Below are 26,155 nucleotides of genomic sequence, written 5' to 3' on the forward strand. Positions count from 1 at the left end.
GAGCAGAGCAATAGTAAGGAGAGATTATGAATAAGGATTTTTGGAACTCATTTTTTTACACCTATAATTTATTAAAGCTTGATGAAAAAAAAGAATTTTTCAAAGTTATTATTGATGAAATTAAAAAAAACTCTAATATTGATGATTACATAGAAAATCTCCTAAAAGAGCTTAAAGCAACCAAAGAAGAAATACAACAAGACAATAAAATAGAACAAGCCATTACACTCAAAGATTTTTTAGAAGATTTTCAAAAAGAGATTGAAATAACCAATGATAAGCAAAAACAAGAACTACAGGATTTTGTTAAAAGCATTCAAAAAGAGTTTGAAGATCTCCAAACATCAGATTTGGTTTTTAAAGAAAGCAATGAAAAGAAGTTTGTTTTGCCAATTGCTTGGAATATCTTTGATGAAAAAATTATTCATTTTGGTAATCAGATTTTAAAAAATCATCAAGAAGACTTAGAGAAAATAGGTATTTTTAAAGAGGAAGAAATATTTGATAACACTATTAAGGTTTTTGGTAGGGAGAATTTAGTTAGTCAAGAAAAGCTTGCTGAATTAAAAAAAGATTTTATAAACACCTATATCCAGCAAGTGCAAGAAAATACAGGTTTAAAAATTGACTTAGTAGGTATGAATCAGAATGATGATGCCATTATTGCACTTAAGACAGAGATGAATCAAGAGCAATTCTTATCCCTTATTAAAAATAATTTTAATCCAGAGAAGATAGAATGGAACAAGGTTTTAAGTATTGATGAGATTAAGAGAGAAAATGAAATAGGAGAAAACTTTATAAATCTCTTTGCTCAAGATTGCCAAGAGATTATGCAATCAAATACTATTGAAAATCAAAAACTAAACAATCTTATTGAAGAAAATGAAAATACCATCAAAGAAACACCTCTCCAAAATATCCATAATATACCTAAGGAAAATACAAAAGCATTAGAAAATAATAAGAAGCAATCAATATCTCAATCAGAGGAAAAAAAGCCTTGGCTTACTTGGCTTGAAGATATTAAGTTACAAAATCACAATCTCGCTATGACAAAAGATATGTTCAAAAAGAGATTTTTTGAGTATTGCAAAAATGGAATGGACGATGATGAGTTAAAAATTTTAATTATTCTTAAAGACAAAACCCCATCAAAACTTAGTTTAGAACACAGAGAAATGATTGAAAAAGGTATCCAAATATCCTTTGAAGGCAACAAGATACTAAATGATGATTTAAGATTGGCAGCAAAAGTTTTTAACGAGAAAAAGAGCAACCCAGAAGAAGTTTCAAAAACTAAAACTTTTTTACAAGGCTTAGAAAGCAATACCCTCAATCAACAATTTTCAAAAGCTATTGATAGAAATTTACAACATAAAAAACAAGAGAATACAAGGAAAAAGTAATGCCAAATAAAGATTTTAATAAAGTTCAAGAGTTAAGCAAAATTCCTTTGCATTTGGTATTGCTAACACAGGGATACAGTCTTTTGAATATGTCTTTAAGGGAAATGCAAAGAAGTAAATGGATACCCTTAGTTAAAGAAGATATTTTAAAAAATAAAGAAAAAATTATGGTGAATATCAAACTTGATGAAAATAAAACACCATATTATCTTTATTACAATATGAATGGTGATCAAAGTGATCGTGGCAATATTATCAATTTTGCCAAAAATAGAAAAATTAGTGCAAAAAAATTAGTTGAATGTTTTCAGAATAATAAAGATTTTGATTTTTCAAAAATAAAAATCAATACCACCATTACACAATCAAAGGATTTTTCCAAAGAGTTTAAAATGCTTGAAGAGAGTAGTTTGGATAATCCATTATTTGAAAATCGTATGATTTATGCAAAGACAATTACACCATACAAACAATATATCAAAGAAGATAAATTTAAAAATGTGTGTTTCCCACATTATAGTCTTCAAAGCCTAAATGAGGTAAAAATGATAGCCTTATGTGGCTTTACCAGAAGATTAAATATTCCTATTTTAAAAGATACAGAGGGAAACATAAGAAAAAAACCCTTAAAGAATATTCAAACAGGGGAAAAAGGTATTGAAATCCTAAAACCAAGCGGAGAGATTAAAAATTTAGTTATTACAGAAAGCATTATTGATTCTTTGAGTTTTGTGCAATTAAAAGGGTTAAATTCAGAGGAAACTCTTCTATTTTCAACAGCAGGAAGATTTGGAGAGCAAAAACTAAAAGATATGCTTGATTTTATGTTTGAAAAAAATATATTAAATGCAAATTTAAAAATAAATTTAGCTATGGATAATGATCCTGATGGAAAAGCAATGAGTTCCATAATTGAAAAATATTTTTTAGAAAAAACTAAAAAATTTCCAAGAGTTTATACTCCATTTTGCAAAGATGTTAATGATGATTTAAAGCTCAAAAATTTAATGCAAGTAGATATTTTAAGCAAAGAAAGCTTTAATGAATTTTTAGATAGACAAATTTTAAATTATAAAAGCTCAGGCAAAACCTATACTAGAAACATTATTTTAGAAAAACTTAGAAAGATTGACAAAATCAAAGAATTACCAGAAAGTTTTAAAAATGCCTTTAATCAAATTCCAAAACACCAAGCCATTAAAACACTTTAGGAGAATAGAATATGAGTGAAAAGAAAAATTTAAAAGAAGACATTCTTAATAAAGAAATAGAAAAAATTGCAGATTTTTTAGAAGCAATCTATAAAAAACAATCAAACTCCTTGGAGAAAAGAGTGGGATTCAAAATATGGAATTACACATAATCCTTACACAGGAAGTGTTTATCAGGGATTAAATTCTAAATTCTTAAGGTTTAATACTTTGATAAGAGAATATTCCAGTAATGCATATTAATGTTTGCGATGGACTTATTGATTTTCCAAAAGAAAAAACAAAGGAATCGTATTCTAAACCAGCTTTGTTTATAGCTTACTTAACTTATTGTAAATGATTAAAAAGAAAAATGTAAATTGGAGAGTGTAAAATGAATAGTGTAGAATGTCCTTATTGTGGAGCTTATATAGATTATTCTGAATTTAATTACTTGGAAATGGAAGATGATGATTCCAAAGATTATGAATGTGGTAATTGCAACAAAGAGTTTGAGCTATATTCTTACATAAGTCCAAACCTCCAAAAGAGGTTCGGTTACAACCATATAGGTGTAAGTTGTAGATTGGATTATACATAATTTTTCCTAAATTTAAAATTATATTAACAAATTTTATAAGAATACCACTTATTTTTTCAAGCACCAAAGTTTTTGAAAGAATTTTGAGGTGTATCTCGGATATTTGCGATATTCTTATTTTTTGCTATTGGATATTTTGGCTATACTTTTACAATGTTTGCTTGGGAAAAAATTGTAAAAATAAAAAGAAAGGAAAAAAAATGAATTTTAATTTAATTTTTGCAGATCAAACATTGTTTGATATTGAAAAAGAAAGCATTCCAGAAGTTTTAGAATGGAAAAATATTGCAATGGATACAAAGGATAGAAAAGAGCTTTTAGAACTAGATAATGTTGATAAAATTATTTCATTGGTAAAAAAATACTGCGATATTGAATTAAATAGTTATATTCAAGAACAAGAATAAAAACGAATAATTTATTCTTTTTTACCATAAAAACGAATAAAAACATAAAAAAGAAAAATAATGCAAAAAATACTACAAGACATTGATAGACTACAAAAGTTTGTAACAGAAAATACCCTGTCAAAATCCATCGAAGCCAAGATGAATGAGGATTTTAAACTAAATTATACTTATGATTCTAATGCAATTGAGGGAAATACACTTACATTGCTTGAAACAAAGATAGTGTTAGAGGGAATTACAATTGGTGGAAAAAGCTTAAGAGAGCATTTTGAAGTGATTAATCATCATAATGCAATAGATTATATTTATAATCTTGTAATAGATAAAACATTGTTAAGCGAGTATGATATAAAATCTATACATTCTTTGATTTTAAAGAATATTGATGATGAAAATGCAGGTAAATATCGAGAATGTAATGTAAAAATTAGCGGAGCAATGCATATTCCACCAGAGCATTACGAAGTTCCAATGCAAATGCAAGATTTTATACAATGGTATCATCAGCAAGCTTTTTCTATGCACCCAGTTATTAGAGTTTCAAGAATGCATAGTCTTTTTGTGGGTATCCACCCTTTTATTGATGGAAATGGAAGAACAGGCAGATTGTTAATGAATCTTGAATTATTAAAATCAAATCTTCCGGCAATCAGCATAAAGAGCAATAAGAGACTTGAATATTTTAAAGCATTAGATAAAGCTCAAACAGATAAAGACTATCAAGATATTGATAGGATAATAGCAGATTGTGTATATCAATCTTTATTGCAAAAAGAAGAATTGATTTTGCAATTTTTACAAAATAAAAACAATAATCTTCATAAAACAAATACAATAAAACGAAGTAGATAATCCCTCCCTATTCTCATTTTTAATCCTTCTAAGTTTTTAGCTCCCTTATTTATTACAATCATAAAATTTAAAAATTTGCATCTTGCTCCCGCAAGATGCCATAAGGGAAATAAAGTCTTACAAATGCCTTATATTGGTCCTTTTAGCCTTTTTATTAGTTGTAAAATTCCTATGTAATAAAAAAGAATAAATTATTCTTTTTTATTCTAAAAAGGAATAAAAACGAATAGAAAGGAAATAGCAAAATATGGAAAAACATAGCTATGCAGCAATGATTATTTTTAAAGAACATTTGAAAGTTTCTCATATGGATAAAAAGGAATTAAAAGAATATGCTGAGAGTAGGGGAGTGGAAGCAAAAGGAGTTAGAATGAGAGAATTGCTTGGAACTTTAGCACTTGCTGAAGCGTATGATAAACTCTATGAAGAGTATCAGATTTTAAAAGAAAAGGCAAAAAAATGAATTTAAAAGATTGTTTAAAAGAAACAGTAAATTATTTAAAAGATGATAGCAGGCAAGAGGATTTTTTCATAAATGGTGAAGTAGTAAGGAAAGATTTTTCTGGAGATATTAAAAAAGTTTATATAAGAGATGAAATTTTAGAATATCCAAAGAACAATAATCTTGAAATAATGGCAATAACACTACTTTTTTTAACTGTTTGCGATGCACAGGAGCTGAAATAAGATATGGATTTAGACAATATTTTAAAGGAAATTGATAGAAAATCAACAAGCAACCTAAATAGGGTAGGTAATAAAATAAATTTTAAAGTGGATTTTTCTATTGAAGAAGTTAAAAGAATTGATGAGTTTGCAAAAAAGAATTATATCAAGAGAGGCACAGCAGTCAGAATGATTTTTAGTTTTTTTGTTAATTCTCAAAAAAAGGATTAAGTGATGAAAACCGCAAGAGAAAGATTAAAAGAAAAAGGTTCGCAAAAAAAAGAAAGAATTGCTATTTCAATCATAATCACGCCAGAAGAATTAGAGATTTTAAAGCAACATGCACTCAAAGAAGGTAGAAACAAAAGCAATGCTTTTAAAAATATTATAAGAGATTTTTTAGATAAACAACAGGAGGAATTAAGATGATTATTAGTGTTTGGAATATGAAAGGTGGAGTAGGGAAGACACATCTATCCTTAGCTTTGGCTAAAGACTTAAATTTGAAATATTATACAAATGAAAACAATTTTTTGGAAGACACCATTTTGCTAAAAGATGATACAAAAATTGCTGATGCAGCCATTTTTGATTTTGGTGGCTTTGTTGATAAAATTGCTAATTATCTAAAAATCAGTGATCTAATCATAGTTCCTACCACTAGAGATAAACTAGCATTATTAAAAACCTATGAAACATTAAAAATTATTGAAAGTATCAATAAAAATATTATTATTGTTGTAACAAAAAACAAAAATCATTTCCAAGATGAAACCTTTAAAATGCTAGAAAAAATCAATAAAAACCAATATAAGACTTTTTTATTGAATGAAAGTAATATTTTTCAAAAATCTTTGGAAGAAAATGTTAGTGTGTGGCAATTGTCTTGCAATTTTGCCTATAAAAATAAGACAATTACTGTGCAATATAAAGAATTACTTGATTTTTTTAATTGAGTAATTATTGCTTCTGTTAATTTGCTGGAGTTCTTTTTCTACAAAAGCCATTTTTTTGGCTTTTTTGGTTTTTTCCATATCGGTGATAGTATCTTGCTGCATCATCTGTAGTTTTAATTGTTTTAGTTTTTCATATCTTTTTTCAATTGCTTCTTTTATCTTTTTTTCTAATTCAGAAATTCTCTCCTCAAAATTTTCTTTTTCATTAGGGTTTATTTCATTATCATCAAGAAGATATTTTTTGCAATCTTTTAGAATTTTCATTTTTTTATTTAAAACAAAAAGTGTTTGATCTTTTTTATTCTCAAAGAATTCATTGTCTAATAGTTTTCTATTGAGTTCCAGTAAAGAAAAATCAAGCTCCTTTTGCTCTGTATTTTCTAAGAAAAAAAGGTTATTTAATACTTTTTTTGATAGATATTTTCTATCAATTTTCTTAAAAAAACTTAATATCTTATCTTGCTCTTTTAGTTTTTCTTTATTGTCAAAGTAAATAGAATATTTTTCTTCTAATACAAATAAATCGTCTATATTTTTTTTGATTTTTTCTATTTCTTCTACATTCTTTAAAATTCTATTTCCAACCTTACTAAATCTCTTAAGTTGTGCAAAATTTCTATTTTCTAAAGCAGGAAGTGCATTTAATTCTTTTAAGCCATTTTCATTTAATCTCTCTAAGTTTTTCTCACTTCTATTAAGGCTCTCTACTATCTCTTTAAAGAGCAGGGCAGTTGAATGTTTGTATTCTCTTTTATGTTCCTTTTGGCTAACAAAATCTTCCAATTCTGCAATTTTTCTATCCAGTAAAACTTTTGGTTTTGCATTTTCATACACCAAAGTTCCAGCAGACAAGACTGCAAGATTATCTTTAAAGTTTTCTCTTAGATCATAAAAAAACTTTCTACACTCACTCTTTGATGAAAAATGAAGTTTTTTGCCAGTTTGCATATTGTTTTTATTCAGAATTACGTGGATATGTGGCTTTTTTTGATGATAATGAGGAATTAAAGCAAATTTGTAATCCTCAAAATAATCTCTCATAGTATGAAAAACAGAATTTTGAAGTGCTTTAGTAGAAAAATCATTTTTTTGCTCATCAAGACTAAAAACTAAGTGCATTGCCTCATTTAAATCTTTTTCTTTACAAAAATCACTCTCCCAATCTCTTAAAATATCTTTGATGCTTAAAAACTCAAAATCTTGATTAAGTGCTTTTTCATTATCAAAGTTAGAATTCTTTAATGCGTAGAGTAGGGCATTCTTAAGATGTATTTTTTTCATATTTCCAATATTTTTAACAACAATTTGTTTTTTATGTTCAGAGTAAGAAGCATAAAGATTGGAGTAACTATTTCCTTGAAAAAAACCAATATTAGAAAAAGTTTTTGGCAAAAAATCCCTAAAATATTCCTTGATGCTCTCTCTAGTAGATCTTATCTTCTTAATTCTTTGATATTCAAAAAGTTCCTCATTATCTACTGATACTTTTCTAGGGCGACCAACCCTACCTTTTATTACTTCTCTTAATCTTGTTGCTTCATTTATATCATTCATATTGTTATTCTATCTTAAAATACTATAAAGCTTATCTTCTTTTCCCTTATTTTATAATTTAATAATTATTTGGAAAATATTTTCCAAGAAAATTTTATAGGTAATTTTTTATGAGAAAAAAATGCAAGCATTTTTTTGCAGGATAACCCTCTGGCATACACATAAAAAATCTTACAAAAGCCTAAATTAGGCTATTTTATTATAAAAAAAATTACCTTAAAAAATCAAAAATTGTATATTGTGAAAACAGGATTAAAAAATGCAATACTGATTTTTCTTCTTGACAATCTTAAAAAAAGAAATTAGAATTCCAAGCGATTTTTAAATTTGAATGTTGGAAATTCTAGATTAAAAATTAAAATAAGAAATGTCTTTACAAGAGAAATAGATATATAAGTAAAGAGATAAAGTAGTTATGAAAACTATAATTTTCAAACTAAATAAAATTATAGTTTTCATAACTAGAATAATCCATCACTCACTAACAGATAGATAGCAAGGTGGTTTCAATTTCTAAGGTAGTTTCAATTCTTTTTCTAGTGTTTCAATTCTTGTCCAAGTTGATACAATAGAATCTGGATTAAGAGAAATAGAGCTAATCCCTTCTTTTACTAAAAATTCTGCAATCTCTGGATAATCACTAGGTGCTTGACCGCAGATACCGCAATATTTATTATGTTTTTTGCAAGCCTGGATAGCTCTTTTAAACATTTCAAGCATTGCAGGATTTCTTTCATCAAATATATGGCTAACCAATTGTCCATCTCTATCTACACCAAGGGTAAGCTGTGTAAGATCATTTGATCCAATAGAAAATCCATCAAAGATGGATAAAAACTCATCTGCCAAGATAACATTTACAGGGAGTTCGCACATTACATAAATTTCCAATCCATTCTTTCCAGATTCTAATCCATTTTTTCTCAGTATTTCCAATACTTTTCTACCCTCTTCTGGAGATCTTAAAAATGGTATCATAACTTTCATATTTGTTAAGCCCATCTCTTCTCTTACCATTGCCAAAGCTTGAATCTCCCACTCAAATGCCGTTCTGTAAAGATCGGAATAATACCTACTAGCACCTCTGTATCCTAGCATAGGATTTTCTTCTTGTGGCTCATAATTTACCCCAGCAATCATTCCTCGATATTCATTGGATTTAAAATCACTAGTTCTAACAATCACTGGCTTTGGATAAAAGGCTGCAGCAATCATACCCATACCTTCAGCAATTTTTTTGATGAAAAAATCTTTAGGGCTTTCATATCCAGCAATCAATTTATAAACTTCCTCGCTTTCAGCGATTTTTTTACCATTTTGCAAATCAACCAGGGCTAGAGGGTGTGCTTTAATCTGATTGAGAATAATAAGCTCCATTCTTGCAAGCCCTACTCCATCATTTGGCAATTGAGCAAAACCAAAGGCTTTTTCTGGGTTACCTATGTTCATATAAATTTTTGTTTTTGTATTGCCAAGATTTGATAGTTCAATTTTTTCTACTTCGTATTCATGTATGCCTGCATAAACATACCCCTCTTCACCTTCTGCACAAGATACTGTTACTTCCATACCAGTATAAAGTCTATCTGTAGCACCCACTGCCCCAACAATAGCAGGAACGCCAATTTCTCTAGCTACGATAGCGGCGTGGCATGTTCTGCCTCCACGATTAGTAATAACAGCAGCAGCTTTTTTCATTGCTGGCTCCCAATCAGGATCTGTATTATCTGTTACAAGGATTTCACCTTCTTTAAAAGTATTCATATGCTCAATGTCATTGATAATTCTCACTTTACCAGATCCGATTTTCCCTCCAGTAGCCCTACCTTTGATAATAATTTCTCTTGCATCATTATTTTTAAATTTATATTTTTCAATTACTTGGGCACTATTTTTATTTTTTTGACTTTGGACTGTTTCTGGCCTCGCTTGAACAATAAATATTTCACCGCTATCGCCATCTTTTGCCCATTCCATATCCATAGGTCTATATTCTCCAGCCTCATTGGAGTAATGCTTTTCAATTGTGATTGCATAGCGTGCAAGGGTTAGTATATCTTCATCAGTGATAGAAAAAGTTTGCATTTCTTTTTGTGTAGTAGCAATATTTTTTGTAGGATGGTCACTGCCTTTAGGCGCATAAACCATTTTTACATTTTTATAACCAAGTTGTCTTTTTATAATAGGTCTTTTTCCTTGTTCAAGTGTTGGTTTGAAAACATAGAATTCATCAGGATTTACCGTTCCACCAACGACATTTTCTCCCAATCCCCAACTTGAAGTAATAAATACAGCATCTTTAAAACCTGTTTCTGTGTCAATAGAAAACATAACCCCAGAGCTCCCCTTATCTGATCGCACCATTTTTTGCACACCAACAGATAGGGCCACTTTAAAATGATCAAAACCTCTAGAAGCACGATAGCTCACAGCTCTATCGGTAAATAAAGACGCAAAGCAAGATTTGATATAGTGGATAAGCTCAGTTTGCCCCTTGATACTAAGATAAGTATCTTGTTGTCCTGCAAAACTAGCATCAGGCAAATCCTCTGCTGTCGCCGAACTTCTGACTGCTACATCGGCCTCTTTCATATTATATTCATCGCTTAAGATTCTATAGGCTTCAAATATTTCATCTCTCAAATCTGCTGGGAATGGAGTGCCAAAGATTAGTTCTCTTATTTTTTTTGAACGAGTTTTTAGAACATCTATTTCTGTTACATCAACATTTTTTAATAAATCAACAATTTGCTCTCGGATACCCCCACTATCTAGCAAGTACCAATACGCTTCACTTGTAATTGCAAAACCATTTGGAACTTTAATGCCTACAGGAACAAGCTCTTGGAACATTTCTCCAATACTTGCATTTTTACCACCAACTAGAGGCACATCTTTATTGTTGAGTTCTTTAAAAAACTTGATGTATTTCATAATCCTTGACTCCAAAATTCTAAAATTTCTGTTTATAAGTTTAGCAAAAAACTAGCTTTGAGAGATTGTAAAATTTTTATTTTTTCTAGCAAATATCCTTTAAAGTTTTAAATAGTTTTTTGTTAAAATTTTAGGACATAGAAAATAAAAATCTCAAGGTTTAAATATGTTGCAAAATTTACAAGAAATATTAAAAAAACACAAATTAACACAGCAAGAATATGAAAATATTAAAGATATTTTACAAAGAGAGCCTAATTTATTGGAAATTGGTATATTTTCTGCAATGTGGAGTGAGCATTGCAGCTATAAGTCAAGCAAAAAATATCTCTCAGGCTTTCCTACTAAGGCTCCTTGGGTAATACAAGGTCCTGGAGAGAATGCTGGAGTTATTGATATTACTGGAGGATATAGTGCAGTTTTTAAAGTAGAATCTCACAATCATCCAAGTTTTATTGAACCAGTAGCTGGCGCTGCAACTGGTGTTGGCGGTATTATGAGAGATGTTTTTACCATGGGAGCTCGTCCTGTTGCTAGTTTAGATTCTATTCGTTTTGGGCGTATTGATAGGCAAGATGATACAGGCAAACTCCATCGTTTCTTACTAAAAGGTGTTGTCAAGGGTATAGGTGGCTATGGCAATTGCATGGGGGTTCCAACAATTGGTGGTGAAACAACTTTTGATGATTGCTATGATGGAAATATACTTGTAAATGCTTTTACCTTAGGGATTGCAAAAACTGATGAAATTTTTTATGGGAGGGCTGAGGGCATTGGTAATCCTGTGATTTATGTAGGAAGTAAGACTGGTAGAGATGGATTAGGCGGTGCAGTGATGAGTAGTGATAGTTTTGATGAGGAATCAAAATCCTTACGCCCTACTGTGCAAATTGGAGATCCATTTAGCGAAAAATTACTATTAGAAGCGTGCCTTGAGCTTTTTAAAAAAGATTTAATTGTTGGCATACAAGATATGGGTGCAGCAGGCTTAACAAGCTCAAGTTTTGAAATGGCAGGAAGAAGCGGCAGTGGTATGATAATGCATCTTGATAAAGTTCCAATGAGAGAGCTAGGAATGACGCCTTATGAACTAATGCTAAGCGAATCTCAAGAAAGAATGCTAATTTGTGCAAAAAAAGGCTGTGAAAAACAGGTTTTAGAGATTTTTGAAAAATGGGAAATTGACGCTTCGGTTATAGGAGAGGTAACTGATACTGGGATGATGGAGCTTTATTGGTATAAAGAAAGATGTGCATATATACCTATTGCACCTATTACTGAAAAAGCTCCTGTATTAGACAGAGAGATTAAAAAACCACAATATCTTAAAGAAGTAGATAGAGATTATCATCCAAAGATAGATTCTTTAAAAGAAGTATTTATGCAAATGTTAGGAAGTATTGATATAGCCAATAAGTCCTATATCTACAATCAATATGATAGTATGGTGCAAGCAAATACCATTGTTGGTGTGGGAAATGGCGATGCTAGTGTTATTAGGGTAAAAGAAAATAATACTGCTTTAGCAATGACTATTTTTTCTCCTATCACTTATTGTTACCTGAATCCAAAAGAAGGTGGAAAAATTGCCGTGGCTTGTGCTGGAAGAAAATGCGTGAGTCGTGGAGCTAGACCTTTAGCAATCAGTGATTGTTTAAATTTTGGTAATCCTACAAATCCAGAGGTAATGTGGCAGTTTAAAGAGGCTACCGATGGTATCAAAGAGGCTTGCGAGAAATTAAAAACCCCTGTTGTAAGCGGTAATGTTTCTTTGTATAACCAAACAAATGATAAAGATATTTACCCTACTCCAACTATAGTAACCGTGGGATTAAATAAAGATGTGCAAAAAGTTCTTACTAGCGCATTGCAAAAAGAAGATTCTGAACTTATTTTATTTGGAGATTTAAAAGAGGATTTTGGAGGGAGTTTGATACAAAAGCTTATGGAAAGAAAAATTTTTGGAAAATCTCCGACAATTGATCTTGAAAAAGAATTGCGATTATGGGATTTGATACTGCAAGCCAATAATGATAATTTAATCTTAAGTGCCAAAGCTGTTGGTAAGGGCGGTATAGCTATGGCTTTAGCAAAAATGGCAATTCTTGGAAATAAGGGATTTGAGGTCAATACAGGTGTAAAACCTCATTTATTATTTGCAGAATCTCAAAGCTTAATGATTGTAGAGACACAAAATAGTGATTTACTCCTCAAAATGGCTAATAAGTTTCAAATAAGCGCGCAGATTCTTGGTAAGGTGAAAATAGATAAAAATATCATTTTAGATTCTTTGCAATTAGATTTAGATGAGATAGGAAAAGTTTATTATGAGAGTTTTGAGAAATGTCTAGATTGATTTTTTTACTTTTTCTTGTTGTTTTTTTTCAAGGCTATGCAGAAGAAAAGTTGCTAACACCTTATGAGAAAAAATTCTTTAATCTTTTTTCTGAAAATGATGTTTATGCACATTTATTTGTTGATAGATATTACACTGCTGGGACACTATTGAGCTTTACATCAAAAGAATATGATTTTTCAGACAAGTGGCTTAGATATCTTAGCTATAAGTATGATGATGAAAAATTATCAAGATATGATATTGCATTGCGTCAGGATCTCTATACTCCTGTATCAAGATCCCCAATTGTTGATTTTAGTGATCATCCTTATGCGGGTTTTTTAAGTCTTGATTTTATGCTTTCAAATAGAAGAGCAAATAGTATAGAAAATATTAAAGTACAAGTTGGTGTTGTTGGTCCTGCTTCATTAGCACAGCAAACTCAAGATATTATTCACAAATTAACTCATAATCCTTTTTTTTATGGATGGGATACGCAAATAAAAAATGAATTTATCTTAAATTTTCATTATGAATATATTTTTAAATATGACTTGTTAAATACTAGCTATTTTGATATAGATATACTTCCTGCTTTTAAGGTAGCCTTAGGTAATGCAAATACCTTTGCTGGAGGCGGAGGTAGAATCAGATTTGGCTATAACTTGCATAGTGATTTTGGGGTGGATAAAATAAATACAAGCTATATGGGTAGCAAACCTTTTAATGATAAGTTTTCTTGCTATGTTTTTGGAGGTGTTTTAGGAACCTATGTAGCAAGGGATATCTTTATACAAGGCAATAGCTTTGGCACACCTAGAGAGTTAGTGTTGGAGCATTTTTTATATGATGCAGAACTTGGCTTTGCTATTTTATATAAAGGTTTTAGATTCTCCTATGTATTTACACATCAAAGCAAGCAATTTAGTGCGCAACAAGGAAGTCATGATATAGGTAGCATTTTGTTTAACTTTGCTTTTTAGATGAGATATTTATTTATTGTTTTATTACCTATTTTGTTTTTTTCAAAAGATATCAATGATTTTCTTTTGAAAAATGATGCTGTATTGTGGAATTTTTATCAAAAAGTTAAAGAGCAATCAGCCCAACGAAACTATCCAATTTTTTCACAACGCTTTTTAATCGATCAAATAAGCTATGAAAAATTATCCAATGAAGAAAAAAAGAAATTCTTTAATCATTTGGTATTTATAGTTTTTTATTTAAAAGATAAACCTTTGTATAGTGATTTTGGTGGGGTTAGCATAAAGGGAATAAGTGAAACATATGATGGGGATATGAAAGAATTTTATTATCTTTTTGATGGCAGATATTATACAGATTTAAGCAATGTAGATAGAGACAAAAGGCTTTTTGCCTATTGTGTTTTACCAAATTTTCATCATTGTATTTTGCTTGGCATTGGTGAAGAATGGTGAAAATAGATTATAATCTTAATCTTAAAAAAAATATTAGAAAGGATGACAAATGCTTGTTTCAAAAATAAAAAAAGTTTTTCAAGCAATTAAAGATTTGAAAGATTTTCTTGCAAGAGAGCAAAATAGCTATTTGTATTTACTGCACAGGCAAATACAACATACACAATATAATTGCCCCCCCCCCCTCACCTCTCTCTTCTAAAATCCCACATAAAATTATTGTAAGCTTAACGACATATAGAGATAGAATACATCATGTGCATTATGTTTTGGATTCTTTATATCATCAAAGTTTAAGACCAGATTTGGTGCGATTATATCTTGCTAGTTCTGAGTATAAGGTATTGCCAAAGGTTTTGGATAAATTTATGCCTTGGTTGGAGATAGTTTATACAGATGATATTGGTTCTTATAAAAAGTTTATTCCTGCATTAAAGAGCGCAAAAGATGATGAGATACTCATTAGTCTAGATGATGATTTTATTTACCCTCCTCATCTAATTGCTTCTTTGTATAACCTATTTTTGCAAAATCAAGAGGCTTTAATAGCTTATTGTGGATTTAAGAATGACAAAACCTATTTTGAGGGAGTGGCTGGATGTTTTGGAATTTTATGGAATCCAAAGATTTTTAATCCTCAAAATCTACCTTTTTTCTTTGATAGAAAACTCTTTTTTGATTCTATTAAAAGAAATCTTGATGATGCATGGATTTGTTTAACTTGCCTAGAGAAGAAGATTGAAATTGTATGTTGTAAGGATGATTTTTTTAATACTAGAAAAGAATTTATAGATTTGCCAAACGGGAAGATAGAAGCAATTAGTTTTGGAACACTTGGAAGCAAAAACTATATTTCTCCCGAAGAAAAACAACAGATAAAAGACAAAATGAAAGAAATGATAAAAGCCTCTTTGTAAAGAGGCTTTGGGGGATTATAATTTTACTTTTAAAATTTTTCCTTCAACCATTTTTGGAATCCATAGAAATTCTCCATCAAAGAACATATCAGCAGGACCTTTAATATCTGGCAAATCTAGAGCTTCAAAGTCATTATTTTGAATTTTATAAACTTTGCCTTCTAGATTCTCACCCCAACTGCTTACAAGTAGATTATTTTGTGCATCAAGAACTACTCCATCAAGTGCACCTCTAAGATTAGAGATTTGCTTCATTTTTTTATTTTGCATATCAATTTCTAATACCATACCATCAAGTTTTCCATTTGCATCATAGGTAACTGTAATAAGATTATTTCCATTGATGAGCAAACCATTTGGACCTGCGTATTTTTGTAAATCAAGCTGAACAAAGGTGCTATATTTTTTCTTTTTTAAATCAACCAAATGAATGATGCCTGTCCCAGTATCGCTTACAAATAATGTATTATTGTCTTTTATAGCTATATCATTTAAGAAGATAGCATTTTTAATAGGAAGGTTAAAAACCTCTTTTTTGCTCTTTAGGTTAAAACCTCTAAGCACATCAATATCCACAACATAAAGAACATATCCGATAACACTCATTCCTTTAGGTGCATTGATATTTTTAATAAAAAATTTATCTACTACATTTCCATTTTTATCAAGTTTTGAAATGAAACCATCATTATCTTTAGTTAAAGGCTCTAGTTTTGTTCCCACATTTGATACATAAACATCATTGTTATTTACATAAATGCTTTCTGGTGAGGCAAAGCCATCAAATTCTTCTAAGTTATATGCAAGTGCAAGGGATAAGAATCCGCTTAATGCTAAGGTTGTAATTTTTTTCATCTTTTTCTCCTTCATTATTTAATGAGGTTGAGATTATAGAAAAAGTAAAAATAAATAACTATCAGTTTTGTGATAAAAAATACAAGTTTTTTGATTTTTGAAATTGTTTTGGAGTTATACCAAATCTTTTTTTAAATCTCTCAATAAACCAAGCTGGAGAGTTAAATCCCAATTCTTGTGATATTTGAGTAATATTTTTAGAACTAAATTCAAGCATAAAGCAGGCTTTTTCAAAGCGCTTATTATCTAGCCACTCTTTAGGAGAAATACCTAACACATCTTTAAATTTTCTACTAAAACTTGCATTGTCCATTTTGGCATCATTTGCCATATCACTAACATTGCAATACTCTTGATTTTGAATATAAAATGCACCAAGATTAAGTGTATTGGTTTCTAAAAAATTATTCAAAAAACCCAAGAAACTGGCTTTATTTTTTGTATCTTGCAATAAATAAAGAAAAATTTCCTCGTATTTTAATGAGAGTAAAGAGGTATGATTTGCAACTTGCGTTAAGGGAATAAAACTCTCAAATAGTGCGCATAAGAAGCTATCCATTTGAATTTTGAAAATATCTTCATCTCCTTTAGAAGTTGATTGGATGAGATGGTGGTATTTATTTGTAAAACTATTTAGCACAAAATCACTAAAAAAGAAAAGCAAAGATTGATATTCCTTATCTTTAAAATCTAGAATATCACTCAAAATATACTTACCCTTAGGGACAAAGATCGCCTCTTTTTCTCTAATGGTAGTATGCGAGTTAGTGTGATAGATAACTTTTGAGCCTTTTAAAACAAATATCAAGGTATTATATTGCATAAAGACTTCTTGCTTTATGAAATCCTTATCTGATTGTTTATAGTGTGCAAAACCATAGTTTTTTGCACCAATGAAGTTAAAATTTTTTATATTCTTGATTATATCTCTTGGAATCTGCATTTATTTTTCTATTAGTATAAAAGCTCCATTATCTTTTAATTCGATATACAATTCTTTTGTATCGTAAGAATTATAGGTTATGGCTTTGTTTTTATATGCAGTATATTTTTGCATAAAACTCACTAAGAAAAGTTTTTTGTTTTCTGCATTTGGATAAGGAGAGATATTGATTTTGGTAAATTCAATGTTTTTTTGTTCTTTTTTTTGGAAAATACGATTTTTATAATCACTAAAATTTCTAAAAGACATACCATCAGATCTTTTGAAATCTTTTGCATAAAAACTTAAATAAGTTTTTATATCGCTTTCAATCCAAGCATTTTTCCACTGATATAGCATTGAAAGTATTAGGGCTAAATCACTTTTTTCTACTTTTGGGAAGCTGTTTTCATATGAAATTAGCAAAGTTTTTTTATAGTCAATAATTTTGTCAAAATCCATGATTACATTATTTTCAATCGCAATGCAACCCTTAGTATTTTTTTCTTTGCGATCACCATTTAAAGGTTTTCCATGAATCCATATCCCAGAACCACTTCTTTTTAGATTCCTATCATAGATGTTAGGATAATTTGTTGCAAAAGCCATAGGTCCATAATATTGATCTAGCTTTTGAAATTTATCAATAAAACTATAAACACCAATAGGAGTGATTTTATCTCCCTCTATTTTCTTAGCCCCGCTCCCTAAACCAACAATACTATTTGTTTCAGCAATTTCAGTAAGTTGTCCATTATCTATTTTATAAAGCCATAGTTTTAAAGTTGCCTTATCAGATATAAAAAGAAAATTGATATCTTCATAATATCCAAAATCTGTATCCTGATTCTGTAAAACATCTAACCAGTATTTTTGCTGCGTAAGGAAGTCTTCTAATGTTTTTTGCACAGAATCTATACCCTTGAGGCGATATTCTTGTATAATTTTTCCAAGTTCATTTGATTGGGCAAAAAGAGTGCCTAATAGCAAAAAACCAAATAAAGTTTTTTTTATCATTATCTTTCCTTATTCTAAATCAATGTCATAACCAAAGTTTTTAAGCTTTTCTTTTTCTTTGCTCCAAGCTTTTTGCACAAAAACATTAAGCTGTAAAAATACCTTTTTTTCGGTAAGTTTTTGAATTTTTATTCTCGCCGTCTTGCCAATTCTTTTAATGGTATTTGCATTTTTTCCAATAACCATTGATTTTTGACTTTCTTTTTCAACAAAAATTTTAGCAAAAATTTTTATAAAATCACTTTTTTCAAAGACCTTTTCAATTTGAACTTCACTTTCATAAGGAAGCTCATCACTTAGATTATTAAACACACTTTCTCTTATCAATTCTTTAAATATATCCCTAAGATTGCTATCTGTAAGATTTTCCATATCATATAAAAAAGGGGCATGGGGTAGATGTGTATGTATTACGCTTAATAAAGAAGTAAAATTTTCATCTTTTTTAACGCTAAAAGGAATGATAGCAAGAAAATAATCTTGATAGGCTTGATAAAGTTTAAGCGTTTGTAACAATTTTTCTTGAGTTAGCAAGTCAATTTTATTAAGCAAAATAATATGTGGCTTTGATTGATTAAGTTTTAAAAATTCCTCATAAAATTTCAAAGAATCTGTGGCACTTGCAATAAACAATACTAAATCACTATCCTGATGCACTTTTAATGCTTCTTTTAGCATAAATTGGTTAAGTAGCCTTTCTTGATGATGCAAACCAGGAGTATCAACAAAAATAATCTGACTGATACAATCTTGAGTTTCATAAGGGACAATAAAATTCATTTTTTTTCTTGTTGCATTTGCTTTATGTGAAACTAATGCTAGATCTTGTCCTACAATTTTATTTAAAAAAGCGCTTTTTCCTACATTTGGTCTGCCAATAACGCCAACAAAACCGCAACGCGTTATTTTACTCAAAGAATATACCTTGCAAGATCTGTATTTTCAATCAGATTGCATAATTTTTCTTGAACAAGTTGTTTTGTAATTTTAAAATCCTTGTTTTTGTAAAGATCTGCATCAAAACTAATATCCTCCAAAACTCTTTCAATAGTCGTATGAAGTCTTCTTGCACCAATATCCTCTGTTTTTTCATTAGCATTAAAAGATAATTTAGCTAACTCTTTTAAAGAATCTTCTTCAAAAATAAGATTTACACCTTCAGTGGCAAGCAATGCTTGATATTGTTTAATGATAGAGCTTTTTGTTTGAGTAAGAATCTGATACATCGCATTTTCATCAAGACTATCTAATTCTACACGAATAGGAAATCTGCCTTGTAATTCTGGAATAAGATCGCTTGGCTTACTGAGATGAAAAGCACCTGCGGCAATAAATAAAATATGATCAGTTTTAATAGGACCATATTTTGTATTTACCACACTACCCTCTACAATCGGCAATAAATCTCTTTGAACCCCTTCTTTACTTGGATCCTGTCTTGATCCCTCCTTGTTGCTTACAGCCACTTTATCAATTTCATCTATAAAAATGACACCACTTTTCTCAGCACGATAAAGGGCTTCTGATTTGAGATTTTCAAAATCCAAGATAGCATCTGAAGCCTCTTGTTGTAATGCTTGTTTTGCTTCTTTTATAGTCATTTCTTTTTTAAAAGTTTCTTGCTCTTTGTTTAAAACTTTAATAATGCTTTCTTGAACCTTGATAATATCCAATGGCATATTTTGATCATTGTCAAAAAACTTCTTTTGGATGCTAATTTCAATCTTTATAGCATCCATTGAACCATCTTTAATTTTATTTTTCATCTTATTGAAACTTTGTGCATATTCTTCTTTCTTCTCATCACTCACAGAATTTGGCAATGGAGGTAATAAAACTTTTGCAATTTTATCGATGATGTATTCTTGAATTGCATCTTGACTTTTGATTCTATACTCATTTTCAACAAGGTGCAAACTTGCCAAAACCAAATCCCTAATCATGGATTCCACATCTCTGCCAACAAACCCAACTTCCGTATATTTACTTGCTTCTACCTTAATAAATGGCAAATGCATCAGTTTTGCCATTCTTCTTGCAATTTCTGTTTTGCCAACACCAGTTGAGCCAATCATTAAAATATTTTTTGGAGTTACTTCTTCTTGTAATTTTTCATCTAGTTGTAGTCTTCTATAGCGATTTCTTAAGGCTATGGCAATAGCTTTTTTTGCATTTTGTTGCCCTATGATGTAAGAATCGAGATACTCTACAATTTCCCTAGGTGTCATATTTTCGTTATTCATTCTAACTCCAGTATTTTAATATTGGTATTCGTATAGATACAAATCTCTCCAGCAATTTGTAAAGATTCTTCTACAAGTTTTTTTGGATGTATCATAGCAAACTTATCAAGAGCCCTAGCAGCACTAAGAGCATAATTTCCTCCACTTCCAATTGCTGCAATTTTTCCATCTTCTGGCTCTACAACATCACCCGTTCCACTTAAAATAAAGATATTATCCTTATTTAGCACAATCATCATTGCCTCAAGCTTTCTAAGATACTTATCCTTACGCCATTCTTTGCTAAAATCCAATACTCCTCTTAATAAATCACCTTTCTTATGCTCTAAGATATTTTCAAACATATCAAAAAGACTAAAAGCATCTGCCGTGCTACCTGCAAATCCACTAAGTATTTGATTGTTATAAAGCTTTCTAATTTTTGTTGCATTGTTTTTTAATACACAATTTCCAAAAGTTACTTGCCCATCGCCACCAATTACAGCATACTTTTTTCCTTCAAATTCACATTTATATCCTAGTATAGTTGTAGCTTCAAACATAAAAATCCTTAATTTTGTGCAAGCACTTCGATTTTTAGCTTACCTGATATTTGGTGACCAAGCTTTATTTCTACTTCATGAGTGCCAAGAGTTTTTATGGGATTTTTTATCTCAATATCCTTTTTATCAATTTCTAGCTTATGCTCTATTTTAAGATTTTCTGCAATATCATCTTTGGTAATAGCCCCAAATAAAGCATTATTGTTTCCTGCTTTTTTAGAGATTTTAACGCTAAGGGATTCTATAGTTTTTATCAACTGTTTTTTTTCTGCAATCTCTAGTGCAGTTTGCTCTTCTTTTTTTCTTACTTCAGCTTTATATTTGTTAATTACTTCATTTGTAGCGTGCTTTGCTTTATTTTTAGCTATAAGAAAATTTTGCCCATAACCATCTTTAACTTCGCAAACCTCACCTTTCTTCCCAAGACCTCTTACATCCTCTAAAAGTAAAACTTTCATCACTTTCCTTTTGATATAATATGTGCTTCTAGATTCTATCAAAATAAAAATAAAATTTATGAAACCAAAAAATATATGTATCCACAAAAGCAAAAGAACTAAAAATATCAGAATGACAATTAAGCAAGATTTAATATTGCATATTTATGTTCCTATGTATTATAACCTTAAGGAAATAGAAAGGCTTATTGCATTAAATCATAATTGGATTGAAAAGCATACTCAAATTATTTTTAAACAACAACAAAAAATTCAAGAGTTAATACAACAAAATTCAGGAAAATTTTTATTTTTTGGAGAATGGATAGAGTTTGAAAAACAATACACAAAAAAGAGTATTAAAGCATTGCTAGTAAATTATCTTGAAGAGAGAGTAAGCTATTTTTCCAATCTTATGAAACTTTCTTATTCTAGCATTAAAGTCAGATACAATAAAAAAGTTTTAGGGAGCTGTAGTTTTGATAATAAACTAAGTTTTTCATTATTACTATTTTTTGCTGATATATCATTGATAGATTATGTAGTTATACATGAACTTGCGCATATAAGATATAAGAATCATTCAAAAAGTTTTTGGGCACTAGTTGAGGAGTTTTGTCCAGATTTTTTACATAAAAGAAGAGTCTTGCATTCTAATGCGGCTCTTTACAATGCTATATATTTAAAATATTTTAATTTTTCTTAGGTGCTCTAGGGTCTTTTCCTAACATTGGTTGCTTTCCAAGTTTTGGATCATTTGGAAAAAACAATGCCCCATTATTGGGTTTCCTAGAGCCCTGTAATTGCTGTTTAAAAATCCTATAATTATCGCAACCTTTTTGATGTCCAAGATTGCAAGTATATGCAAACAAATCTAATGCCCTTTGAGTATCTTGAGTAACTCCCAATCCTTTTTGGTATAAGACTGCAAGGTTATTACAACTACCAATATTTCCTCCATTACAAGCTTTTTCAAAATAGCGTGCAGCATAATAATAACTCACAGGCGCCCCACTTAATCCGTTAGCATAAATCCATCCAAGATTTGCACACCCCCCTATATCTCCAGCATTACAAGCTAGATAATTCATATCTACTAGTGTTAAATTTGCTCTATTGTAACCATAAATATTATTTGTGTTACTCAATAAGCCTAGGTTGTAACACCCTAAATCACTCCCAGCCTCACATGCAAACTTATAATATTGTATAGCTTTGAAATAATCTTTTGGAACTCCATCCCCATTTGCATACATATAGGCAAGATTATTACAAGCTAAAACATCTCCACCCTGACAACCTGTCATATAAAGTTGCAAAGCCTTTTCTTTATCACTAGCACTTGCTTGTTCTTTATAATCATAAATCATCGCTAAATTTGAGCAAGCCGTAGCATCTCCACCACTGCATCCCAACTGATAATAACGTTCAGCTTTTTGCAAATCTGTTTGTATACCTACCCCATTCATATACATAGTCCCAACTGCAAAACATCCAGCTGGATTCCCACTATCACAAGATTGCACAAAAAAATCAAAAGCTGCGGCGTAATTTCCTTTTTTTACTGCCTCCATTCCAAAATATAATAAATCTTTAGATGTTTTTGGAGAGGTCATAGAGCTACCAGTTTCTGGATTATCTAAAGGTATTTTTCGCTCATCAGGATTTGGATTTGGGGCAATTGTTGGTGCCTTTGGAGTATCTTGTACACTAAGATTTTGGTCTTGGGCAAATAAAAACAAAGAAAAAAAGCTTACAAGCATTAGTGTACAAAATTTAATGAAATTCATTATTAACTCCATTTTAAGTATTTAAATTACAAAAATAAAAGCAAAAAATATACCAAAAATCTTTTAATGCAAATCTTTATTAAGAGTGATTTCGCGATTACTTCTAAAGGCAATCATTTTTCCATTTTTACTATCTTGTCTAAAATGAATACCATTGAGCTTTGATAATTCCTTGCCTTTATATAGATTATTTTCATGTAAAGCAAAATTTGGATTAATCTCTTGAAGCTTTTTTGCTTCTTGGGGCGAAATTTCAAAAATAGTTCCCGCTAAAACTGCAATACCCCCATCTACGATACAACCATCACCAAGACTAATACCAGTTGAACTATTAACACCTAAAAGACAATTTTTTCCAATGCTAATAGGATCAGAATTTCCTCCGCTTAAAACACCAAGAATGCTTGCTCCACCTCCAACATCACTACCCTCTCCTATAATTACAGAAGAGGATATTCTACCCTCATTCATACAAGCTCCCTCTACCCCAGCATTAAAATTTACATAACTTGCACCAGGCATTTGGGTATATCCACCTTTTCCTAGATAAGCACCAAATCTTGTTTTTGCAGTATCAAGCAATCTAATATTGTCATATTGGGGAATAACTTGCATAAGATAGCGTGGAAATTTATCCACAAAATCAATGTGCGGATAATCCCCATTTAATTTCAAAGCAATTTCATTTTCTCGCAAATAATCTAGCTCATAAGGTTTATTTCCACTCCAAGCCACATTGCTAAGAAGTCCAAAAATACCATCTAAATTTAAACTTCTAAGCTTAGCTTTTCCCAAAGATAGTGCAAGTAGTTTCATATATGCTGTTTCTACACTTTTGCAATTTAAATCTTCATAAAGAAATACTAAGCGATAATCCACATGACTTTCTAAAGGCTTTTGTAAAATTTGCTTTAATTGCAATAAAACTTGAATGTTTTTATGACTTTGAGGATTGCTATTAGCTTCAGCAAGAAATGATGCAAATAATTCTAAGGCGTGATTGATAAAAGAATCAGTAATAGAAAAAATCTCTTCATTTGATTCTTGTTGTATATTTTTTGCATATTGTTTGCAGGTATCAAAAACCGCATAACTACCAAAGTTTTCTTGCCAGTTTAACACAGGATAAGTTGCACATAGAATTTTTTGATTTTTTCCTAGATCTACTCTTGCTATCCCAAATCCTAGAATCTTTTTTGCTTTATTTTGATGTTCTTGAACAAAATTTTTAAATTTTTCCATACCAATCCTTATTTCAAAATATTTTTTAATTTGTATATTTTAGCCTTTAATTTTCCAAAAATTATAAATCAGCTTAATTGCAATAGTAAAAAATACTCCTTCAAATATTGCTGCCAATAAAAAAGCATAATAAGTGTCTTGATTCATTGCTCCAAGTTGCAAACCAAGAGCGGCTGTTGCTACTAAAAATGTCAATGGCATCGAATCACTAAAAGCATAAAGAATAATATCTTTGAGATTATTAAAATATTTTCTAAAGGCTAAGCTTGCGGCAAGAAGTCTTAGAAAAATCATACTAAAGGCAATTAAACTTCCATAATAAAGTAATTTTGGATTTTGAAAAATAATATCAATTTTTAGTGTCGTTCCAACATTGATAAAAAACAAGGGAACAAAAAAGCCAAAACCAATATCATTAAGCTTGTGAATAAGTTCATGTTTATATGAAAAGAAGGTTGCTATAATCATTCCAGCCAAAAAGGCACCGAGCACATTTTCCAATTCTAGCGACATCGCAATAACAATAAGACCGAAAAATAGCATCATGGAAAATCTTATATCTTGATTTTGAGTATCATCATATGGCATGATAAATATCTTAAAATGAGGAAACCACCAAAAAAGTATTTTAACAAGTGTAAAAACACCAATAATTGCAAGAACAAAAATAATTAAAACAAATAAGGTTTTATAAAGCTCAAAAGTAAGTCCATAAGAATAAATACCATTGATAAAAACAAGAGCCCCAATACTCAATAATTCTCCAACAATCCCTATTTTTAGTGCTAAGTTTAACCAAGGCTCATCCTTACCATAATCACGAATAAGAGCCATAATCATTCCAAGACTCATTACAGGAAGCGCTGCAATAAAGATCTTTGGTAAATCAAAAAATACCACAATAGCACTAGCACCAGTATAAAGCACAATAAAATACAAAATAGCTTGTTTTAGAAATTTTTTACCTAATTTTTTAAAACCCCTTAAATCAACTTCCATACCACACAAAAACATAAGAAATAAAAAACCAATTTTTGCAAAAATGTGTATAACTTCTGAAGCATGGAAGAAACCAAAGTAAGTTCCAAGAGCTCCAAGAATCATTTCTATTACTACTATGGGTACTTTGGTGATTTTGCTAAAAAATGGAGCAATTACAATTAACAATGAAACAATCCCAAAAGAAATAAAATTGTGAAATATTGCTTCTTCCATAAATACTAGCCTTAATTAAGAGCTTTTAAGATAGCTTGTGGGTAGAGCTCATATTCAAGCTCATGGATTTTTGAAGAGAAATATTCAAAATCTTCATCCATATCTCGTATTCTTTTTGCCTGCATAATCATAGCTCCAGAATCTAATTCTTCATTAACCCAATGCACACTTACCCCTACTTCCCTATCAGAAGAATCAAAACTTTCTTGTATAGCATTAGCACCTTTAAATTTAGGAAGAAGCGAAGGATGGATATTGATACTTTTAAATACAGAAACAAAAAGAGGACTTAAGATTCTCATAAAACCAGCCAAAACAATCAAATCTGGTTTTAATGGAGTGATTTTTTCTATAAGTGTAGTTTCAAAATCTTCTCTAGTAGCAAAATCCTTATGAGGAACAATCAAACAATCGATATTAAGGTTTTTTGCTCTTTGAATACCAAAAGCCTCTTTATTATTTGACACACACGCAACAATATCAATTTTCATAGTATTACCATTAACAACAAACTCCTTATGGTGGAGTTTGTGAATAATATTTTCCATATTGCCACCATTACCACTAAATAAAATAACTAAACGCTTATTGGTTGTCGCCATTTTTAACCTTTTTTAAAAACAAAA

At 30.1% G+C, this 26,155-nt stretch carries 30 protein-coding genes; 17 read left to right on the top strand and 13 right to left on the bottom strand.

The annotated features are described in order from the left end of the window. Positions 1 to 26: 26 nt before the first annotated feature. The 12 genes from CQA57_RS01260 (at position 27) to CQA57_RS01310 (ending at position 6,084) form a co-directional block, all read left to right on the top strand. Entirely contained in the window at positions 27 to 1,409 is a 1,383-nt protein-coding gene (locus CQA57_RS01260; protein WP_115578424.1) for a hypothetical protein, read from the top strand. Next, complete coding sequence (locus tag CQA57_RS01265) at positions 1,409 to 2,620, top strand: toprim domain-containing protein (RefSeq protein ID WP_115578425.1); 1,212 nt, start codon at positions 1,409 to 1,411, stop codon at positions 2,618 to 2,620. Before CQA57_RS01260 ends, CQA57_RS01265 begins: the two co-directional genes overlap by 1 nt. A gap of 11 nt (positions 2,621 to 2,631) precedes the next feature. After that, positions 2,632 to 2,772, top strand: a complete 141-nt coding sequence (locus CQA57_RS08135) for a hypothetical protein (protein WP_170126794.1) — start codon at positions 2,632 to 2,634, stop codon at positions 2,770 to 2,772. Continuing rightward, a complete protein-coding gene (locus CQA57_RS08340; protein ID WP_407918727.1) occupies positions 2,762 to 2,863 on the top strand; it encodes a hypothetical protein in 102 nt (33 codons plus the stop codon). Before CQA57_RS08135 ends, CQA57_RS08340 begins: the two co-directional genes overlap by 11 nt. Positions 2,864 to 2,993: 130 nt before the next feature. After that, the gene (locus CQA57_RS01275) at positions 2,994 to 3,200 is read left to right on the top strand and encodes a hypothetical protein (RefSeq protein ID WP_115578426.1); all 207 of its coding nucleotides are present in this window, start codon (positions 2,994 to 2,996) and stop codon (positions 3,198 to 3,200) included. A gap of 200 nt (positions 3,201 to 3,400) precedes the next feature. Then, positions 3,401 to 3,607, top strand: a complete 207-nt coding sequence (locus CQA57_RS01280) for a hypothetical protein (protein ID WP_115578427.1) — start codon at positions 3,401 to 3,403, stop codon at positions 3,605 to 3,607. 60 nt (positions 3,608 to 3,667) lie between these two features. After that, on the top strand, positions 3,668 to 4,462 hold the full coding sequence (locus CQA57_RS01285; protein WP_115578428.1) for a Fic family protein: 795 nt from the start codon (positions 3,668 to 3,670) through the stop codon (positions 4,460 to 4,462). A 247-nt stretch (positions 4,463 to 4,709) separates the two neighbouring features. Further along, positions 4,710 to 4,925, top strand: coding sequence for a hypothetical protein (locus CQA57_RS01290; protein WP_115578429.1), 216 nt, complete (start codon positions 4,710 to 4,712; stop codon positions 4,923 to 4,925). After that, positions 4,922 to 5,149: a hypothetical protein gene (locus CQA57_RS01295; RefSeq protein ID WP_115578430.1), complete on the top strand. Its 228-nt coding sequence runs from the start codon at positions 4,922 to 4,924 to the stop codon at positions 5,147 to 5,149. The genes CQA57_RS01290 and CQA57_RS01295 overlap by 4 nt, the downstream gene beginning before the upstream one ends. A gap of 3 nt (positions 5,150 to 5,152) precedes the next feature. Continuing rightward, positions 5,153 to 5,359 carry a hypothetical protein gene (locus CQA57_RS01300; RefSeq protein WP_115578431.1) on the top strand — a complete coding sequence of 69 codons (207 nt, stop codon included), beginning with the start codon at positions 5,153 to 5,155 and terminating at the stop codon, positions 5,357 to 5,359. Between the two features lie 3 nt (positions 5,360 to 5,362). After that, positions 5,363 to 5,557, top strand: a complete 195-nt coding sequence (locus tag CQA57_RS01305) for a ribbon-helix-helix protein, CopG family (protein WP_115578432.1) — start codon at positions 5,363 to 5,365, stop codon at positions 5,555 to 5,557. Then, positions 5,554 to 6,084 carry a P-loop NTPase family protein gene (locus tag CQA57_RS01310; protein ID WP_170126795.1) on the top strand — a complete coding sequence of 177 codons (531 nt, stop codon included), beginning with the start codon at positions 5,554 to 5,556 and terminating at the stop codon, positions 6,082 to 6,084. The genes CQA57_RS01305 and CQA57_RS01310 overlap by 4 nt, the downstream gene beginning before the upstream one ends. Here CQA57_RS01310 and CQA57_RS01315 read toward each other — a convergent pair. Then, on the bottom strand, positions 6,064 to 7,638 hold the full coding sequence (locus CQA57_RS01315) for a relaxase/mobilization nuclease domain-containing protein (protein ID WP_115578434.1): 1,575 nt from the start codon (positions 7,636 to 7,638) through the stop codon (positions 6,064 to 6,066). The genes CQA57_RS01310 and CQA57_RS01315 overlap by 21 nt on opposite strands. 513 nt (positions 7,639 to 8,151) lie before the next feature. Further along, positions 8,152 to 10,572: a pyruvate, water dikinase gene (ppsA, locus tag CQA57_RS01320; RefSeq protein WP_115578435.1), complete on the bottom strand. Its 2,421-nt coding sequence runs from the start codon at positions 10,570 to 10,572 to the stop codon at positions 8,152 to 8,154. Between the two features lie 166 nt (positions 10,573 to 10,738). Here ppsA and purL point away from each other — a divergent pair, with 166 nt between their 5' ends. The 4 genes from purL (at position 10,739) to CQA57_RS01340 (ending at position 15,266) form a co-directional block, all read left to right on the top strand. Continuing rightward, a complete protein-coding gene (purL, locus tag CQA57_RS01325) occupies positions 10,739 to 12,928 on the top strand; it encodes a phosphoribosylformylglycinamidine synthase subunit PurL (RefSeq protein WP_170126796.1) in 2,190 nt (729 codons plus the stop codon). Continuing rightward, the gene (locus CQA57_RS01330) at positions 12,916 to 13,893 is read left to right on the top strand and encodes a lipid A deacylase LpxR family protein (RefSeq protein ID WP_115578436.1); all 978 of its coding nucleotides are present in this window, start codon (positions 12,916 to 12,918) and stop codon (positions 13,891 to 13,893) included. The genes purL and CQA57_RS01330 overlap by 13 nt, the downstream gene beginning before the upstream one ends. Then, entirely contained in the window at positions 13,894 to 14,349 is a 456-nt protein-coding gene (locus tag CQA57_RS01335; RefSeq protein ID WP_115578437.1) for a hypothetical protein, read from the top strand. It abuts the gene before it with no gap. A 107-nt stretch (positions 14,350 to 14,456) separates the two neighbouring features. Continuing rightward, positions 14,457 to 15,266: a hypothetical protein gene (locus tag CQA57_RS01340; protein WP_147288335.1), complete on the top strand. Its 810-nt coding sequence runs from the start codon at positions 14,457 to 14,459 to the stop codon at positions 15,264 to 15,266. Between the two features lie 15 nt (positions 15,267 to 15,281). Here CQA57_RS01340 and CQA57_RS01345 read toward each other — a convergent pair whose 3' ends face one another. From CQA57_RS01345 to rplI, 7 genes are all read right to left on the bottom strand, one after another. Continuing rightward, positions 15,282 to 16,121, bottom strand: coding sequence for an NHL repeat-containing protein (locus tag CQA57_RS01345; RefSeq protein ID WP_115578439.1), 840 nt, complete (start codon positions 16,119 to 16,121; stop codon positions 15,282 to 15,284). A 61-nt stretch (positions 16,122 to 16,182) separates the two neighbouring features. Then, positions 16,183 to 17,064, bottom strand: coding sequence for a helix-turn-helix domain-containing protein (locus CQA57_RS01350; RefSeq protein ID WP_115578440.1), 882 nt, complete (start codon positions 17,062 to 17,064; stop codon positions 16,183 to 16,185). After that, entirely contained in the window at positions 17,065 to 18,060 is a 996-nt protein-coding gene (locus CQA57_RS01355; protein WP_115578441.1) for a L,D-transpeptidase family protein, read from the bottom strand. A 9-nt stretch (positions 18,061 to 18,069) separates the two neighbouring features. Then, positions 18,070 to 18,966 (bottom strand): GTPase Era, encoded by an 897-nt coding sequence (gene era, locus CQA57_RS01360; RefSeq protein WP_115578524.1) that lies wholly within the window; start codon positions 18,964 to 18,966, stop codon positions 18,070 to 18,072. Positions 18,967 to 18,971: 5 nt separating this feature from the next. Further along, on the bottom strand, positions 18,972 to 20,303 hold the full coding sequence (hslU, locus tag CQA57_RS01365) for an HslU--HslV peptidase ATPase subunit (RefSeq protein WP_115578442.1): 1,332 nt from the start codon (positions 20,301 to 20,303) through the stop codon (positions 18,972 to 18,974). Next, a complete protein-coding gene (gene hslV / locus CQA57_RS01370; RefSeq protein WP_115578443.1) occupies positions 20,300 to 20,845 on the bottom strand; it encodes an ATP-dependent protease subunit HslV in 546 nt (181 codons plus the stop codon). The genes hslU and hslV overlap by 4 nt, the downstream gene beginning before the upstream one ends. Positions 20,846 to 20,853: 8 nt before the next feature. Continuing rightward, positions 20,854 to 21,303, bottom strand: coding sequence for a 50S ribosomal protein L9 (gene rplI / locus CQA57_RS01375; RefSeq protein WP_115578444.1), 450 nt, complete (start codon positions 21,301 to 21,303; stop codon positions 20,854 to 20,856). 112 nt (positions 21,304 to 21,415) lie between these two features. Here rplI and CQA57_RS01380 point away from each other — a divergent pair, with 112 nt between their 5' ends. Continuing rightward, positions 21,416 to 21,988: a M48 family metallopeptidase gene (locus CQA57_RS01380; RefSeq protein ID WP_170126797.1), complete on the top strand. Its 573-nt coding sequence runs from the start codon at positions 21,416 to 21,418 to the stop codon at positions 21,986 to 21,988. On the opposite strand, the gene CQA57_RS01385 is transcribed toward CQA57_RS01380, so the two are convergent. The 4 genes from CQA57_RS01385 to purN form a co-directional block, all read right to left on the bottom strand. Further along, on the bottom strand, positions 21,975 to 23,072 hold the full coding sequence (locus tag CQA57_RS01385) for a tetratricopeptide repeat protein (RefSeq protein WP_115578446.1): 1,098 nt from the start codon (positions 23,070 to 23,072) through the stop codon (positions 21,975 to 21,977). The two genes, CQA57_RS01380 and CQA57_RS01385, sit on opposite strands and share 14 nt — an antisense overlap. A gap of 63 nt (positions 23,073 to 23,135) precedes the next feature. After that, positions 23,136 to 24,314 (bottom strand): 2,3,4,5-tetrahydropyridine-2,6-carboxylate N-succinyltransferase, encoded by a 1,179-nt coding sequence (locus tag CQA57_RS01390; RefSeq protein WP_170126798.1) that lies wholly within the window; start codon positions 24,312 to 24,314, stop codon positions 23,136 to 23,138. 39 nt (positions 24,315 to 24,353) lie between these two features. Beyond that, entirely contained in the window at positions 24,354 to 25,529 is a 1,176-nt protein-coding gene (locus CQA57_RS01395; RefSeq protein ID WP_115578448.1) for a cation:proton antiporter, read from the bottom strand. Positions 25,530 to 25,540: 11 nt separating this feature from the next. Beyond that, positions 25,541 to 26,131, bottom strand: coding sequence for a phosphoribosylglycinamide formyltransferase (purN, locus tag CQA57_RS01400; protein ID WP_115578449.1), 591 nt, complete (start codon positions 26,129 to 26,131; stop codon positions 25,541 to 25,543). Positions 26,132 to 26,155 lie beyond the last annotated feature (24 nt).

The sequence above is a fragment of the Helicobacter anseris genome (assembly GCF_003364335.1).
In the GTDB taxonomy this organism is placed as follows: Bacteria; Campylobacterota; Campylobacteria; order Campylobacterales; family Helicobacteraceae; genus Helicobacter_H; species Helicobacter_H anseris.